Annotated in this window: 13 protein-coding genes and 1 riboswitch; of the genes, 12 read left to right on the plus strand and 1 reads right to left on the minus strand. The window is 36.9% G+C overall.

Going from position 1 to position 13,406, the window contains the following annotated elements; all coding sequences use genetic code 11:
• Nucleotides 1-111: 111 nt before the first annotated feature.
• From WKH56_RS32535 to sinI, 12 genes are all read left to right on the plus strand, one after another.
• Nucleotides 112-957 (plus strand): replication-relaxation family protein, encoded by an 846-nt coding sequence (locus tag WKH56_RS32535; RefSeq protein ID WP_048407643.1) that lies wholly within the window; start codon nucleotides 112-114, stop codon nucleotides 955-957.
• A 14-nt stretch (nucleotides 958-971) separates the two neighbouring features.
• The gene (locus tag WKH56_RS32540) at nucleotides 972-1,187 is read left to right on the plus strand and encodes a hypothetical protein (protein WP_025753473.1); all 216 of its coding nucleotides are present in this window, start codon (nucleotides 972-974) and stop codon (nucleotides 1,185-1,187) included.
• A gap of 12 nt (nucleotides 1,188-1,199) precedes the next feature.
• Complete coding sequence (locus tag WKH56_RS32545; protein WP_342837567.1) at nucleotides 1,200-2,336, plus strand: conjugal transfer protein; 1,137 nt, start codon at nucleotides 1,200-1,202, stop codon at nucleotides 2,334-2,336.
• A gap of 104 nt (nucleotides 2,337-2,440) precedes the next feature.
• Nucleotides 2,441-2,632, plus strand: a complete 192-nt coding sequence (locus tag WKH56_RS32550) for a hypothetical protein (protein WP_217599852.1) — start codon at nucleotides 2,441-2,443, stop codon at nucleotides 2,630-2,632.
• Between the two features lie 12 nt (nucleotides 2,633-2,644).
• Nucleotides 2,645-3,046: a hypothetical protein gene (locus WKH56_RS32555; RefSeq protein WP_025753476.1), complete on the plus strand. Its 402-nt coding sequence runs from the start codon at nucleotides 2,645-2,647 to the stop codon at nucleotides 3,044-3,046.
• Nucleotides 3,047-3,189: 143 nt separating this feature from the next.
• Nucleotides 3,190-5,610, plus strand: a complete 2,421-nt coding sequence (locus tag WKH56_RS32560) for an ATP-binding protein (RefSeq protein ID WP_342837568.1) — start codon at nucleotides 3,190-3,192, stop codon at nucleotides 5,608-5,610.
• Between the two features lie 43 nt (nucleotides 5,611-5,653).
• Nucleotides 5,654-6,208 carry a hypothetical protein gene (locus WKH56_RS32565; protein ID WP_342837570.1) on the plus strand — a complete coding sequence of 185 codons (555 nt, stop codon included), beginning with the start codon at nucleotides 5,654-5,656 and terminating at the stop codon, nucleotides 6,206-6,208.
• A gap of 20 nt (nucleotides 6,209-6,228) precedes the next feature.
• The gene (locus WKH56_RS32570; protein WP_342837571.1) at nucleotides 6,229-8,547 is read left to right on the plus strand and encodes a CD3337/EF1877 family mobilome membrane protein; all 2,319 of its coding nucleotides are present in this window, start codon (nucleotides 6,229-6,231) and stop codon (nucleotides 8,545-8,547) included.
• Between the two features lie 15 nt (nucleotides 8,548-8,562).
• A complete protein-coding gene (locus WKH56_RS32575; protein ID WP_342837572.1) occupies nucleotides 8,563-9,138 on the plus strand; it encodes a Tim44 domain-containing protein in 576 nt (191 codons plus the stop codon).
• Complete coding sequence (locus WKH56_RS32580; protein ID WP_272816270.1) at nucleotides 9,119-10,249, plus strand: bifunctional lytic transglycosylase/C40 family peptidase; 1,131 nt, start codon at nucleotides 9,119-9,121, stop codon at nucleotides 10,247-10,249. The genes WKH56_RS32575 and WKH56_RS32580 overlap by 20 nt, the downstream gene beginning before the upstream one ends.
• Nucleotides 10,250-10,269: 20 nt before the next feature.
• A complete protein-coding gene (locus WKH56_RS32585) occupies nucleotides 10,270-10,767 on the plus strand; it encodes a hypothetical protein (protein WP_342837573.1) in 498 nt (165 codons plus the stop codon).
• Nucleotides 10,768-12,217: 1,450 nt separating this feature from the next.
• A riboswitch (cyclic di-GMP riboswitch) is annotated at nucleotides 12,218-12,302 on the plus strand.
• A 19-nt stretch (nucleotides 12,303-12,321) separates the two neighbouring features.
• Nucleotides 12,322-12,453 (plus strand): DNA-binding anti-repressor SinI, encoded by a 132-nt coding sequence (sinI, locus tag WKH56_RS32590; protein ID WP_342837575.1) that lies wholly within the window; start codon nucleotides 12,322-12,324, stop codon nucleotides 12,451-12,453.
• A gap of 64 nt (nucleotides 12,454-12,517) precedes the next feature.
• On the opposite strand, the gene WKH56_RS32595 is transcribed toward sinI, so the two are convergent.
• Nucleotides 12,518-12,640 (minus strand): hypothetical protein, encoded by a 123-nt coding sequence (locus tag WKH56_RS32595; RefSeq protein ID WP_342837577.1) that lies wholly within the window; start codon nucleotides 12,638-12,640, stop codon nucleotides 12,518-12,520.
• Nucleotides 12,641-13,406: the final 766 nt, after the last annotated feature.

Consider the following 13,406-nt stretch of genomic DNA (forward strand, 5'->3'; position numbering starts at 1 on the left):
GGCAGGAAAAGAGTGGAGTAAGCGTTTTACTATAAACAGAGATAGAAAAATAGGTTAATGGCTCACGAACGTAACGTTTCTCTTATAGACAAAGGAGAGAGGGGAAACAACATGAAAAAATATATCACACTGAATGAACAAGACACCGATTTACTTATTAAGCTACATGACTTTATCTACATTGATTCAAATTTTATTGTGGATCACATTTTAACGAATTACGCAGACCGAAAATATGTGATGCAGCGTTTGCGATTGCTAGAGGAATCAAAGTATCTTAAGAGCTTTACCGTTCCCATGCCAGGCTATGAAAAGCCAGGCAATCTATATACACTCGATGCATTTGGTGTTGAGAACGTACAGGAATTGCAAGGGTTCTCGAAATGGCAGAAAAAATGGTCAACAGACGTACCTGCCTGGTATCAGCATCAATTGATGTTAAACCGTTTGGTTTTATCCTACAGGAAGCAGGCAGAAGAAGTAGGTCTAGCTGTTAAGGAATGGATTCCAGAAGCAAGAGGGACCTTCCAATATGGAAAGAGCAAGTCAGAGGTAATCAAACCGGACGGCGTATTGGTTGTTGGAGAAGCAGATAGCGAGCAAAATATTGGCTTGTTTATTGAACTAGAACGTAGTGTAGCCAAACGACAAAATACCATTCAAAAGATCCAAAGGTATAACGACTTTTTGAAACGTGGAAAAGAAACGCTCGAAAAGTATGATCTTTATGTGGGCTTTGAAGAACCTGTTTTAGATTGGCGAGTCTTGTTTGTCGCTGGAAATCAAACAAACACGAAAAAGACCATGCGTGATATCTTAAGCATTCCAAGTCAAGAACGGTCACATATCAAAATCCCTGTTTTGACAGCAAACATTGAAGATGTACAAAAAGATGCCTTTGGAGATATTTATCACTATATATTCAGTGAATCAATAGAGGTAAAAAGAGGGTTGTAAGGAGGGGACGTCTAGTGGTTCGTAGTTTATTTAAAACCCTTCTATACATCGCTGGAATTTGTCTCGTAGGAAGTTTCATCCTACGGACATTCCCAGAAGCGAACGTACTTTGGGAGACAGGGAAAGAACAGTTTTCGGTTTTCTATAACCAAAGTGTAGCAAGTTATGGCGTGACAGGTACACTCATCATCATAGCGATTGTAGCCTTCTTGTTCTTTGGTAAAAAGTAAGGAGGAATGACGATGAAGAAATGGCAGAAGAAAAAGAAGCCTGCTTCTACTGACCCTTCACAGGCGCCAAAAGAAAATGGAAAAGAAAAAGTCGGTTCATCCAAGAAGTATATGCCGAACTTACTAAAGAGGGATGAAAAAGAAAAGCAACAAGAACAACGGATGATTAAGCGAGCAACGATGAAACGCTCAACAGCAGCCATTATAGGAAGAGCTGTCATGGTTCTAAGTCTAGTGATTATAGCTTTAGGAGTCTTTAGTGCCTTTCGCCACAACTTGGCTATTAGTGATCTAGAAGACAAAGTATCAGCTCAACAACAAGGTACGAGTGAAGAAAAAAGTCAAAATAATCAAAATATTAAAGCTGTCGAATACTTTACTACCCAATTTATGCGTCAGTACACAAGCATTGAGCCAGGTGAGGATAAACAGAAAGCAAGGGAAGAGGCTTTGCAGAGCTTTTTAGCAACCGGTCTAGATAAAGACGCTGGAATTGATTATGCCAATCTCCCTGGAAGCCAGCGTTATGAAAGTAGTGACGTCGTTTCTATTAAACAAAAAGATGCCCACATCTCAGATGTATCCATAAAAGTTCAGGTCACAGCAACAAAAGAAGTGGAGAAGAAATCGAAAGATAAAGATGGAAAAGAGAAAGTAGAGAAAACGAAAGAAGAGAAGCCGGCTACCGTTTACTATCTATTGAGAGTCTACGAAGGCAAAAACGGTTATAGTGTCATTGATCTGCCACAACCGTATATGCCAAAAGAAAATCAACGCGTCACGGTTTCTGAGAATGAACAAAACAAAAATATGGATTCAGTTGTCAATCATGAGGTTCAAAGCTTTCTAGAATCGTTCTTCAAAACCTATACAGCAAAAGATCGAAGTGATGAAACCAAGTTCTTCTTTAAAGACTCGAAAAAAGCGCAGTCGTTGAATGGATTAATGAACTATAAATCTCTGAATAACGTATCGGTTTATGAAGATCCGTCTTCCAAAGGAAGGTATATTGTCAGATGTTCAGTCAAGTTTGAACAGCCAGATACAGGCATTCAAAGCAACCATAGCTACGAATTTGATGTTCAAAACGATGGTCAAGATAAGTTTGAAATTTTACACATGAAACCTGTCTCATATGACATTCAATAAGTAAACCATTGGAGGGATTCAGTATGCTTACAAGCTTCTTACACACATTTATGCTAGGCGACATTAATTTGCAAGGTGTTAGTAGTCAAGGGGACACAAACGTAATGGGGGTTTTACAAACCGTGTTTATCTGGGTGGTGCTATTTGCCATTATCGGTTCGTTGGTCATGAAAAAATATCGTGGTGCCCTTATGGTTGTGGTCTTCGGCGGGGTGATTGGTGTTTTCATCTATGGTCCAAGTAACATCGTTTCGTTAGGTGATTCCCTTTTAAAATTCTTTGGTCTTTCAACTTAAGGAGGTCTATACATGAGACGTGTTACGGGATATTGTACAAACAAGATTTTTGCCATTCCAAATATCGTAAGAGGACTAGCTGGGGGAAGGGAAAGCATTTCGCTTCCCTTTTCTGTTACGGTTACTCAAATCATTGTGATATTTATATTCTTTCTTCTCAGTCTTCTTCTCGTTGTTCCTTTAACCCCTCTGATCCCTAATAAAATTGCACGAGTCATTGTTGTGTGTATGGCGGCGCCCATGTTCTTTGGTTATCTCGTTGGCTCTCAGACGAAAGAAAACATGAATATTATTCGTTATTGGCAAGTGAAGTTCAAAACGTTCATGGAGCCAAAGGAGCTCTTTCGATTTGAAGAAGTGGAGCAAGCAAAAAAAATCACGTATAAGCGCAAGATTCCTATTTACCGAAAATGATGTAAGGAGTGGTGATGGAAATGGATATCCAAAACGACATTATAGCTGTTTGGCAAAACACAGTCATAACAAGGGATGCACGAGATCAAGGCTGGTTTAAATTTAGTGGATTCCATACGAGTTTTGATTCAGAAGCCCAGTTGATGGCTCACTTCTCAGAGTTGAAGCGCTTATTTAAAGAAATTAAGCGAGAAATTCAATGTATCGTTGTGCCAACACGTCAATCCATTGATGATGTTCAAGAAAAATATGCATCGATGATTCGTGGCAACTTGCGAGTCGTAGCAAGCTCTCATATCCAATCTGTTTTTAATTATCTTAAGACAAGTGATGAATTAGGCGCAGAAGAGCGTCGCTATGACTTTTATATTGGTGTTGAGCTAGGTAAGAGCACACTAGATGACGAGGCAGAGGATATGACGTACAAGGAAATGTATCAAGCCTTAAAAGATTGGGTGTCTTCGAAATTTGCCAAGATCCGTGGAGATAGTCATGTTCATTTAACCGAAGATCGCTTACGAAGAATTTATCGTGCTAATCGAGAGGTCACACGGTTGCTTGAAGGATTACCCTTTACCTTTATGCCTGTTACACCAGAAGGGATGACGAAATTAATTCCATGGATCTTTAACATAGGACTGCGGTTTCCACCTAATTGGCAGAACTGGGAAGATCGGTTTACGCCTATTTTTAATAAAAGAGGAGAGCTTATTGCTCGTATCCAGACAGAAGAAGATGTACTTAACCTTCAATTAACGGGGATTGAAAACCCTCGGTCACGTCGATATTTAACGCTGCATCAAACTGATGCGAAAGGCTACAATCATCAGACCCACGTGGCGTTCTTGCATATGGTCGGCATGCCAGAAGAAATTCATTTCCCTGAAACTCGATGGCTAGAAGCCTTACGGTCCTTACCTTTTGCGGTAGGCGTTAATTTAAAAATGAGTTATCAAGATGCGGATCAACGATTGCGCAAGTTACGTCGCAAGAAATCCAATTTAGAAGATCAAGCCAACCATTTAAATACCTTTGGAGAAGATGCAGGATCAAATGTGTATCAAGGGATCTCACATGCTGAAAGTATTATCTCCAATGTAGAAAAGGAACGAGAGGGTGGCTACTTAATGAGTGCGATCTTCTCGGTCAGTTCCTCTGATAAAGATGAATTAATGCAACGAGTGAATGATCTTATTGATGAATATGCCGGAATGGGCATTACCTTGCAAAACACATATGGCCTTCAATTACGCAGTTTGCTTGAATGTTTACCAGGTTCCAGACGCTATGTAACGGAGTTTATCCAAGACGTAGACATTAATGCTGTGACGGCTAGCTTCTTTGGAAACCGACAAGAACTGGGCGATGAATACGGCTATTATGCAGGAAGAACCTTAAGTGGCACGGCTGTTTATGTCTTACCTGGTCTTGCTGCATCAGGTGCAGCCCTTACGCAGTCGCTTGTCACGGTATATACAGGAAAAACGGGTTCTGGTAAATCCATGGCTGCTAATCGAGATATTTATGAGACCGCATTGAGTGGGGGCAAGGTCTTGCTGTTGGATCCAAAATCCGAACGGAAGGACATCTGTAAATGGGATGAAAAATTAACGGAATTGGGAAGCGAGCTCAACTTTATCTCCTTTTCTACCAAGGATGAAGATGCCGGAAAGTTAGACCCATTTCTTTTATTTGATAATCGGGCCGAAGCCGTGGAGGTTTCAAGAGAGATTATTTATTACTTGTTAAATATCAATATTCGAAATGATAGCGTCAAAAGCTCAATTGTCACCAAAGCCGTTAAGCGTGTTGGTCAATTGGCAGATCCATCTATCCGATTTGTCAAAGACGAGTTGCGAAACTTAGTACAAGAACATGACACGTTACCAGAAGATCATCGTCCAATGGCATTAGAGTTAGCTTCCATTTTAGAAGAATTTGAAGATGTGTCCCTGGCTCGTTTGATTTTCGGGGAGCGTATGAATGATGAAAACGTCTTGAATTATGCGAACCAATTTAATGTGCTGCAAGTTGATAATTTACAGCTACCCAAAAAGAGCACATCTGCAGAAGAATACACAGAAGCAAACATTGTATCCGTCGCCATTTTGTTTAGTCTAACGGCCTACATGATGAAGTTCTTACGGATGTTCCAGAATGAATTAACGGTTGTGGCGATTGATGAAGCATGGAACTTCTTCCAAAACCCAGCCGGAGAACGTTTAATTGATCGTTTATTCCGTGAAGGCCGTTCTTTGTTTTCACCCATTTATCTAATGACCCAAAATCTAATGGATATTCCAAGTAGTATGCGTGGCCAAATTGGTACGGCCTACTGTTTCCGTACCGATATACCAGAGGAAATCGAAACGATTCAAGAGTTTATGAAACTAGAAGATAGTGCTGGGTTAGAAGATATGATGCCTAAAATGCAGTCGGGTTATTGCCTATATCGTGACTTGCATCAACGAACGGGTGTCATGCAAGTTCGTATTTTGCAAGAACATTTATTTGATGCCTTTGACACATCGGTAGACGTGAGAGAACTTGCAAACCAAGTATAGAAGGTTAATCCTTTTAAGAGGTTTAGAGAGAGGGAGACTAAATATGAAAAAGGTACTTGCCTTTATTTCGACTATTGCGATCGTTGGTATGCTTGCAAGTTGTGGGAATGATGAAGCTACTACAGAGCCAAAACCAAAAACATGCGAACAAATTGAGCCTTGTAAAACAGCTTTACAGTACGCCACATACGTAGAGCAAGGCGCAGAAGATAAAGTTTATGAAATGGAAGACCAAATGGGAGAGCACAAAAGTTATGACAGTTTGGAAGAAGCTAAAGCAGATATTAATGACGATTATAAACAATATCAAAATCAAAAAATTAAGCATTATGGAGTAGTGGAGTATGTCCTTAATCCAGATGAAAAATATATCTATAAATTCAAATATAAAGATTTCCGTACTGAAGAAACAAAAAACATAACAGTAGGTATTACTAAAAAACAAAATCAGTATTTTGCAAATGAATACTACAGTGGAGCAACTAAACAAGATGTAACAGTAAATGGGGAGATAGCAAAACATAAAAGATACTATTCAATAGGTATAGATAAGCAAATGAAAGAAGACTTTACTCCAGACTTAATTGAGCAATATTGAGAAAAAAGGAGGAACAAGAAGTGAAAAACAGTCTTCATATAAAAATAATGATGGCACTGTTTATATTATGTTTTTTATGTCCTTTCTCATCAGTCTCAGCAGCTGCACCGAATGTCATGGATGAATTAATGCCCAAAAGTGATTTACCACAAACAAATGCACCTTTACTTCGATACAATGAAGTACCTCTGGAAAACTACGACATTGATGTGTATGTAAAGGATGATGACGATAAAGGTTGGTTTGATTCTATTAATATTTTTAAAGTAGATGAAAAAGTTTATAACAACATCGCAGCCTTTCAACAACAAATCTTAAGTGGCATTTGGTACGGATACTTAGTAGTTGTCAATTTTGGGATTTTCTTAATGGAGCAAGCGTTCACTTTTGACATCATCGACAGCATGCTTTCATACATTACTGGATTTATTTCAGAAACGGGTGGAACATATGGAATCGGTCAATTTATGGGCTTTATGATGATTATGGTGGCTGGATGGCTGGTCTATTCTTTTGCTCAAAAGAAATATCGCGCTACCGTTTCAGGGCTCTTTATGGCAGCGCTCTTATCTGCGGTTTTCACTGTTTATGTACAAAATAGTGATCAGCTACTAGGTCAGTTAAATCAAGCTCGTAACTATATATCAGGTGCTGTTTTAACTTCTTCTACTTACTCATTAGGTGATGGGAATGAGGAAGCCATAAGAGAAGAAATGATCGAAGATAGACAACGAGATCAAGCTACACAAAGCTATAAGGACACATCATCCGTAAGGTATGGTGTATCAAGAATACGGAACTTAATGCACGATTTATTGATTGTAAAACCGTACTTGTTACTAGAGTTTGGTACAACAAATTACGGTGTTATTGGTGGGGGAAAAGGTGATAATGCTTCACCAGCACAAATAAATGAGGGGAAAGAAGCAGTCAAAAAATTATTAAATAAAAAGCCAGGAAGTGACGAGCGAAAAAAAATAGTTAAGAAGAATGCTGAAAACTCTCTTTTTGCTCCAGAACATACAAATAAACGGATTGTTCTATCTCTCTTAATTTGGGTTCCGGCACTTGTCATATTAGCAATGGTAGGCTATTTAGCCACATTCATTCAGATATATGGAGTAGGTTTCTTACTAACAGCCATTACAGGGGTATTTGTTTTATTTCTTAGCATCTTTCCAACGTTTCAACGGTTCGCTAAACAATTTGTTGGTAAGTTAGTAGGGTTCTTGGCCATGTGTATCGGACTGACGGTTTTACTCATTTTATTATTTAGTTTTGTTAACATCACTTATAAAGTCGCGAGTGAGAATAATTGGGCCTATGCTCAAACCATTGTAGCCGTTCTAATTGTGGTTGCAGCCATATTTGCTCTTCAAAAACAGCTTTTTGGATATAAGATTTATTCAGAAAAGAAGCAACAAATCCAACAAGCTTGGAGACAAAAAGTGGATGCCATTAAATTTCGAGATGCACAACGTCAATATGCACACGTAGAGCCATTTTATACAGGGGACAATGTACATTCACGTTCGAGATCTGTCCAAAGGGGAACAACAGACGTTAGAGCTAGAGAACAGATGGAAAAAGCAATGGAACGACAAAGTAATAAACCTACTTTACGAAGAAATAAGCCTATCGATAGCAATGGGAACGTAATTGAAGATACACCAAAACGAAATGTAATGCCGTTTAAAAAACGACAAGATAAAGAACGGAAAAATAATTTATCGTCTGAAAATGGTGTAATTCCTAATCCTCACAAAAAGGATCAGGCATCAAATTATAATCAAGCTGTGTCTAATCAGATTGATAGGCAACAGAAAAAACAAGAGCATGCACCATTAAAGGCACAGCCTAAAGGACCTCAACAAGAGAGTATAAAAGAACATGGACCTACTTCGGGGAAACAAAATGAACAAGTCATGAAAAAAATAAGACAACAAGAAACACAAGAAAACTCACCATTAAAAGCACAGCCGCAGCAAACATCAAGTTCTTCTCAATCAAGTAAAGTTGTAGAGCAAATGAGACGCCAAGAAGCTCGTTCAGGAAATCAGCAAGCACCCATTCAAAGTTCTCGCCGTTTAGTTCCAGCTAGTGGAGACGTCTCAACGAAACAATTCAACCAAGAGCATGCACCGTTAAAAGCACAACCTAAACCACCACAAACAGACAAAACCAATCAGCAACTTCATAAACAAATGAGGCAACAACAGGCACGACAAGAGATTCAGCAAGGGAAAGAAGAAGCTTCTGTTGCGAATGAATCAAATGGAAGTCATATAGACCGTTCTAAAGAGATTGAACAAATGAGACGACAGTCTCAACAAGATTAAAAGGGAGGGCTTTTCATGAGTGTTCAACAAAAGAAAATGCTTGTATTTCTAAGTGTCGTTGTCTTTTTGGGCATTATGATTAGTTCTTTTTTTTCAAAAGAAAAGCCTGCTTCTTCGCAAGGGGAGAAGCAGGATCCTTCTTCTGAATCTGTTCAACAAGAGAAAGAAGAGTCTACAGAAGGCAATAAAAATCCCTATGATCAGACACAACGAAATACAAACGAAGACTTACAGAGTACGAAAGAAATCGCAAAAGAGTTTGTCAAAGCTTTTGCTAGTTTTAATGCTAAAAACCCTTCAGAACATATTGAAAAAGCTAAGCCTTATATGTCAGAGGACATGTATGAAAATTATAAAGAACAAAAAGAGCGAGGTACGCTTACTTATGATAAGGTTGTCCCCAAAAACCTTGAAACGACAGAGGTCTCAAATGATAATACCGATGTGATTCAATGGAATGTCATTATGCAAGGGGAAGTGTACGACGTAGACGGAAACTCTGAACAAGAGGAAGATTGGTATTTAGTCACACTTGAAAAGCAAGAGGCCGGATATAAGGTGGTGGGTGTTCGTGTCAACGTACCGAATTAAGCCCATCCATAAATTAAATCATTCTACCAAACGAAGGTCTAAAATTTTACTAGCTATTATGGCAGCTTTACTAGCATTAGGTGTCGTCGTAAGTGCGATGGCTATGGTAAGTGTGTTTGGTATCCTTTTACCAGATCAGGAAGACGTAGCAGAATTGGACGGTACAGCTGTAGATTTCGGAGATATTCAAATATCCAAGGTCGGGGAAGGTCAGATACCGAAAGAGTATATTCCTATTTATAAAGCAGCAGGTGAGAAATACAATATCCCCTGGACACTCATTGCTGCGATTCATCGTGTCGAAACGAACTTTGGACAGGACTTAAATACCTCTTCAGTTGGGGCCATTGGCCATACGCAATTCATGGTAAAAACATGGGTGGGATGGTCTTTTCCAGGAGGAACTAGGCTCGGTGACGCCTCTATTCCCAAAGAAACTCTAATGAGTCCAGCTGCTATATCAAAATACGGTGGTTTCGGGGTTGATGGCGATGGGGACGGAAAAGCTGATCCTTATAATGTGACGGATGCCATGTATTCAACAGCAAATTATCTGGCCGCAAATGGTGGAGCTTCCGGAAACTATCAAAAGGCTGTGTTTGCATACAATCATGCCAGTTGGTACGTTTCGCGAGTCATGGGATTTATGAAAGAGTACACAAGTGGTTCTGTTGAAGCTGTTTCCATTAAAGGTGGTTCTGCAAAAGGTTCAGAGGCTATTGAAAAAGCGATTAAAGTAGGGTCATCTATTGTCGGAAAAAGCCCTTATGTATGGGGCGGTGGACGAAATCAAGGGGATATCAACGCACGTAAATTTGATTGTAGCTCATATGTGAGGTGGGCCTATAGTTCAGCCGGTGTTGATTTAGGGCCGGTCAGTGCTACGACAACCGATACCTTAGTCAAACTTGGTAAAGTCGTGAAGGCAAGTGAAATGAAGCGCGGAGACGTCATTTTCTTTGATACGTATAAGATAAATGGACACGTTGGAATATACCTGGGAGATGGTAAGTTTCTTAATGACAGCAGTTCACAAGGTGTGTCAGTGGGAGATTTAAATACAAAGTATTGGAAAGACCGATTTAATGGAAATGTGCGACGTGTAGCTTAATAAAAAGAGAGGATGAGAGCATGGAAAAAGAACAAGTGGAAAGCATAAAAGCCATTGTAATTAGGAATGTCAAAGGCGTTTGGAGCGATTATTGGCTACCTATTACGGCATTCGTTGTGTTGATTGTATCGTGTCAGCTGTTTAATTTAACTCATAGTGGATTCTTTTATCCTCTTATGTTTGTTTCGGGGTGGATTGTTGTAATGTTTGCTCTGAAATTTAAGAGTGAGAGTTCAGTATTCTCCTTGAAAAAACTTACAAAGCACAGGCAGAAAGATACCTCGTATGAAATGTATACGGTTTTACGTGTTTACACTAATGACTCGGACTTTCAAGAATATATGCACATACAGGAGTATTTTGATAGTCAGCATATCCAGATGGAAAATAGAGTAATTGATCATAATCAGGATATCAAATCGCAAATCATGTTTATCCGAAAACCGGAGTTTGCGTATTGTTATCACTTGTTAATGGATCAAAAAAACGACATGTATTTTATCGGTGAATATGTGTAAAAAGGGAGCCATTCTCTTCAATAAATAGAAGATAGGTTTTGGTTAGAAGTATTGTACCATAATTAATTTTCAGGCTCTGTATTTCAAATTTAAGCGCTGATTATGAAAGTATATAAAGGAATGCTACTAATGTCTAAGATTAGGGATAGAGAGGACCTTTATGGAGAAAATTAATGCAATTAATAAGTATCTTTGTAACAGAATTAATTCAAATTTTAATGCCTTTGTAAACTGACTAAGACATGGCTTTTCTGCTTTGACAATACCGTCACCTAATAACATAGCAAATGGTTCATTATCGATGAACTTAAGTGTGCACCAAACCTTTTGGCTTTTCTTGAAGAATATAGGAACATCTACGTTAGAAAATTAATTTGGTTTTTCTAAAATATCAAACTTTCCTTTTGATAATAAGTTATTTCCGACTATCAGTATATAACAAAGTAATTCTCAATTGTACATTTTTCTTTACCAGAGGCTATAATAATGTCTTTAATATCATATTCAAGGGCTTCTTCAATAACGTATAGTTGGTTTATTTGCGATTGGAAACAGTTCTTTTGTAGCTGGTAACTAATGCGTAATCTGTTCAGCAGTTTTAATAACAGATAATATTGACTTAATTTCAGTAAATAATCTGTCTTAAAACTTAAATAAACTACGAACTGTCATGATTCTTGTACAAAGAAAAAGTCCATAAAGACCTATTTCTTTAAATAGTCGATTTAATTGTATTTTAGGGCGTTAAATGAGTAAAATGAGATATGTTCTTTTTACGCTAAAATATAGGCATTATAACATCTTTTTAAGAATGTTATCGTGATTTAAATAAAACTTTATGACTATTTTATGTGGTTTGTATTGTTTTGTTAGATTTCAAAAAACAATACAATGATCCATTTTACCCATTAAATAATCGAGGTAAATCATGTAATATTATGCAATAATATGTTATCAGATGGAGGATCATAATGCCTATTACTTATTCCGTACGTAAAGTTTACAAACCGTTAAACCTAATCAATGTTCAACTATATAAATCTAATACTGGAAATGAATATTATTACAAAAAAAGAAATGCGCTAGTTTTGAAAAAATTGAACACAACCAATGCAAGTCAAATAATTCAACAACTCTTTTTAGACAGAAATTAACAGAAATTAATCGTTGTTTATTTTAATCAAATAAACATACGATTAATATTTTTCTTCTAATTTTCCTTTTAGCTAAAGTGAGTTTCCTTAATAGTTTTGTTCTTAGATACTTTAAATAGTCTAGAAATTGTTTGAAAAACATAAAAGTTTTAATAAGCATCATGTTATAATTAATAGATAAACAATTGTTTTAAAGTAGGTGGTTTTTGAAATAAATGTCTAAACATTGATTATATTGACTTATTGTGACAAAATCCGACACTAACTATACAGTAAAATAGTTATAAACTTACATATTCAGACAAAGGCAAACTAGTTGAAAGATTAGGACGCAAAGCTACAGGTCTAAGGTCAATTTACTACGACAGCTGGGCTACCTGGGAAACCGGAGGTATTTTTTATGAATAGTTCGCACCAATCTGTAAAGCAAGAGTTAGATGAAGAATGGGTAAAGCTTATACGAGAAGCCAAAGAGCTAGAACTGTCTATTAAAGAAATTAAGGAGTTTTTAGCAAATAAACAAATACTGTAGCAATAAAAAACATTAGACCAAAACTTTTTAGGTATCTAATGTTTTTTATTGCTACAGTATTTGTTTAGGATTTATTTTCGAGAAATCTTTTAAATTCTTCCTTAGTCACAGTGGATCTCATAGCTATTTCAACTAACAGAATCCATTCTTCAGAAAGTCCTTTTTCATAATTTTCATAATTATCCATGATATTCCTCCTCTTAACGTATCATATTATATACTAAAATATTGTGTAGTATAACCCCCTCAGAATAAATCTGTTACTTTTTTCTATAACTAATATGTATAAAATAGTTTAATATTACAAGGAGTTTCTTAAAATCAGATTTTACAGCAAACAGTTCATAAGTGCCTATATTTTTTAAAATGCATTGATTAAAAAAATGGATCTATTAAATTATTATGCTAAGAGTTTGGGTAAGGGATGGGCAATTTATATAAATAAGGCTTTAAAAAATCCAAATTAGACGAATGTATCTCCATATATCAAATGAATCACAAGACTTTGAACCTTGAGTGCAATTTAAATGAATTATATAGCAAGCAAGCTAAAAACGAGTTATACCTATAATAAGAGTAATTGTTAAGTTACAGAGGTTTTTCAAACGGCACCAACAGTTAAGTAGCTGGGGTGCTTAATTGGAAAATAATATAAATCTTGTGTGGCTATACAGAACTTTAAACAACATCTATTATCTTTAAAGTTTTTAACTAATACGAGAAGAGAAGAGTGTAATTTTAATATCGTACCTTTTGGGAACAAAGATAAAGTTAATTTATCTTCTCTCCGACGTTTGTTTCTATTTGCACAAACTTTATAAAGGGAAAATATTAATTTATTCAATCCTTATTGAATAAATTAATGTTTCATAGAACTATTGCAGGTGAATAAGTGTTGACATAAATATTCATAAAATGATACTTTTATCTTATTGTTCTTTATTAAGAATTTT

The sequence above is a fragment of the Priestia sp. SB1 genome, from assembly GCF_038898415.1.

Excerpts from the sequence above, each read along its gene's own strand:
- WKH56_RS32585 (WP_342837573.1), top strand. The coding sequence starts at position 10,270 with ATGGAAAAAGAACAAGTGGAAAGCATAAAAGCCATTGTAATTAGGAAT.
- WKH56_RS32595 (WP_342837577.1), bottom strand. The coding sequence starts at position 12,640 with ATGGATAATTATGAAAATTATGAAAAAGGACTTTCTGAAGAATGGATT.
- WKH56_RS32545 (WP_342837567.1), top strand. The coding sequence starts at position 1,200 with ATGAAGAAATGGCAGAAGAAAAAGAAGCCTGCTTCTACTGACCCTTCA.
- WKH56_RS32565 (WP_342837570.1), top strand. The coding sequence starts at position 5,654 with ATGAAAAAGGTACTTGCCTTTATTTCGACTATTGCGATCGTTGGTATG.
- WKH56_RS32560 (WP_342837568.1), top strand. The coding sequence starts at position 3,190 with ATGGCTCACTTCTCAGAGTTGAAGCGCTTATTTAAAGAAATTAAGCGA.
- WKH56_RS32550 (WP_217599852.1), top strand. The coding sequence starts at position 2,441 with ATGGGGGTTTTACAAACCGTGTTTATCTGGGTGGTGCTATTTGCCATT.
- WKH56_RS32575 (WP_342837572.1), top strand. The coding sequence starts at position 8,563 with ATGAGTGTTCAACAAAAGAAAATGCTTGTATTTCTAAGTGTCGTTGTC.
- WKH56_RS32555 (WP_025753476.1), top strand. The coding sequence starts at position 2,645 with ATGAGACGTGTTACGGGATATTGTACAAACAAGATTTTTGCCATTCCA.
- WKH56_RS32535 (WP_048407643.1), top strand. The coding sequence starts at position 112 with ATGAAAAAATATATCACACTGAATGAACAAGACACCGATTTACTTATT.
- sinI (WP_342837575.1), top strand. The coding sequence starts at position 12,322 with ATGAATAGTTCGCACCAATCTGTAAAGCAAGAGTTAGATGAAGAATGG.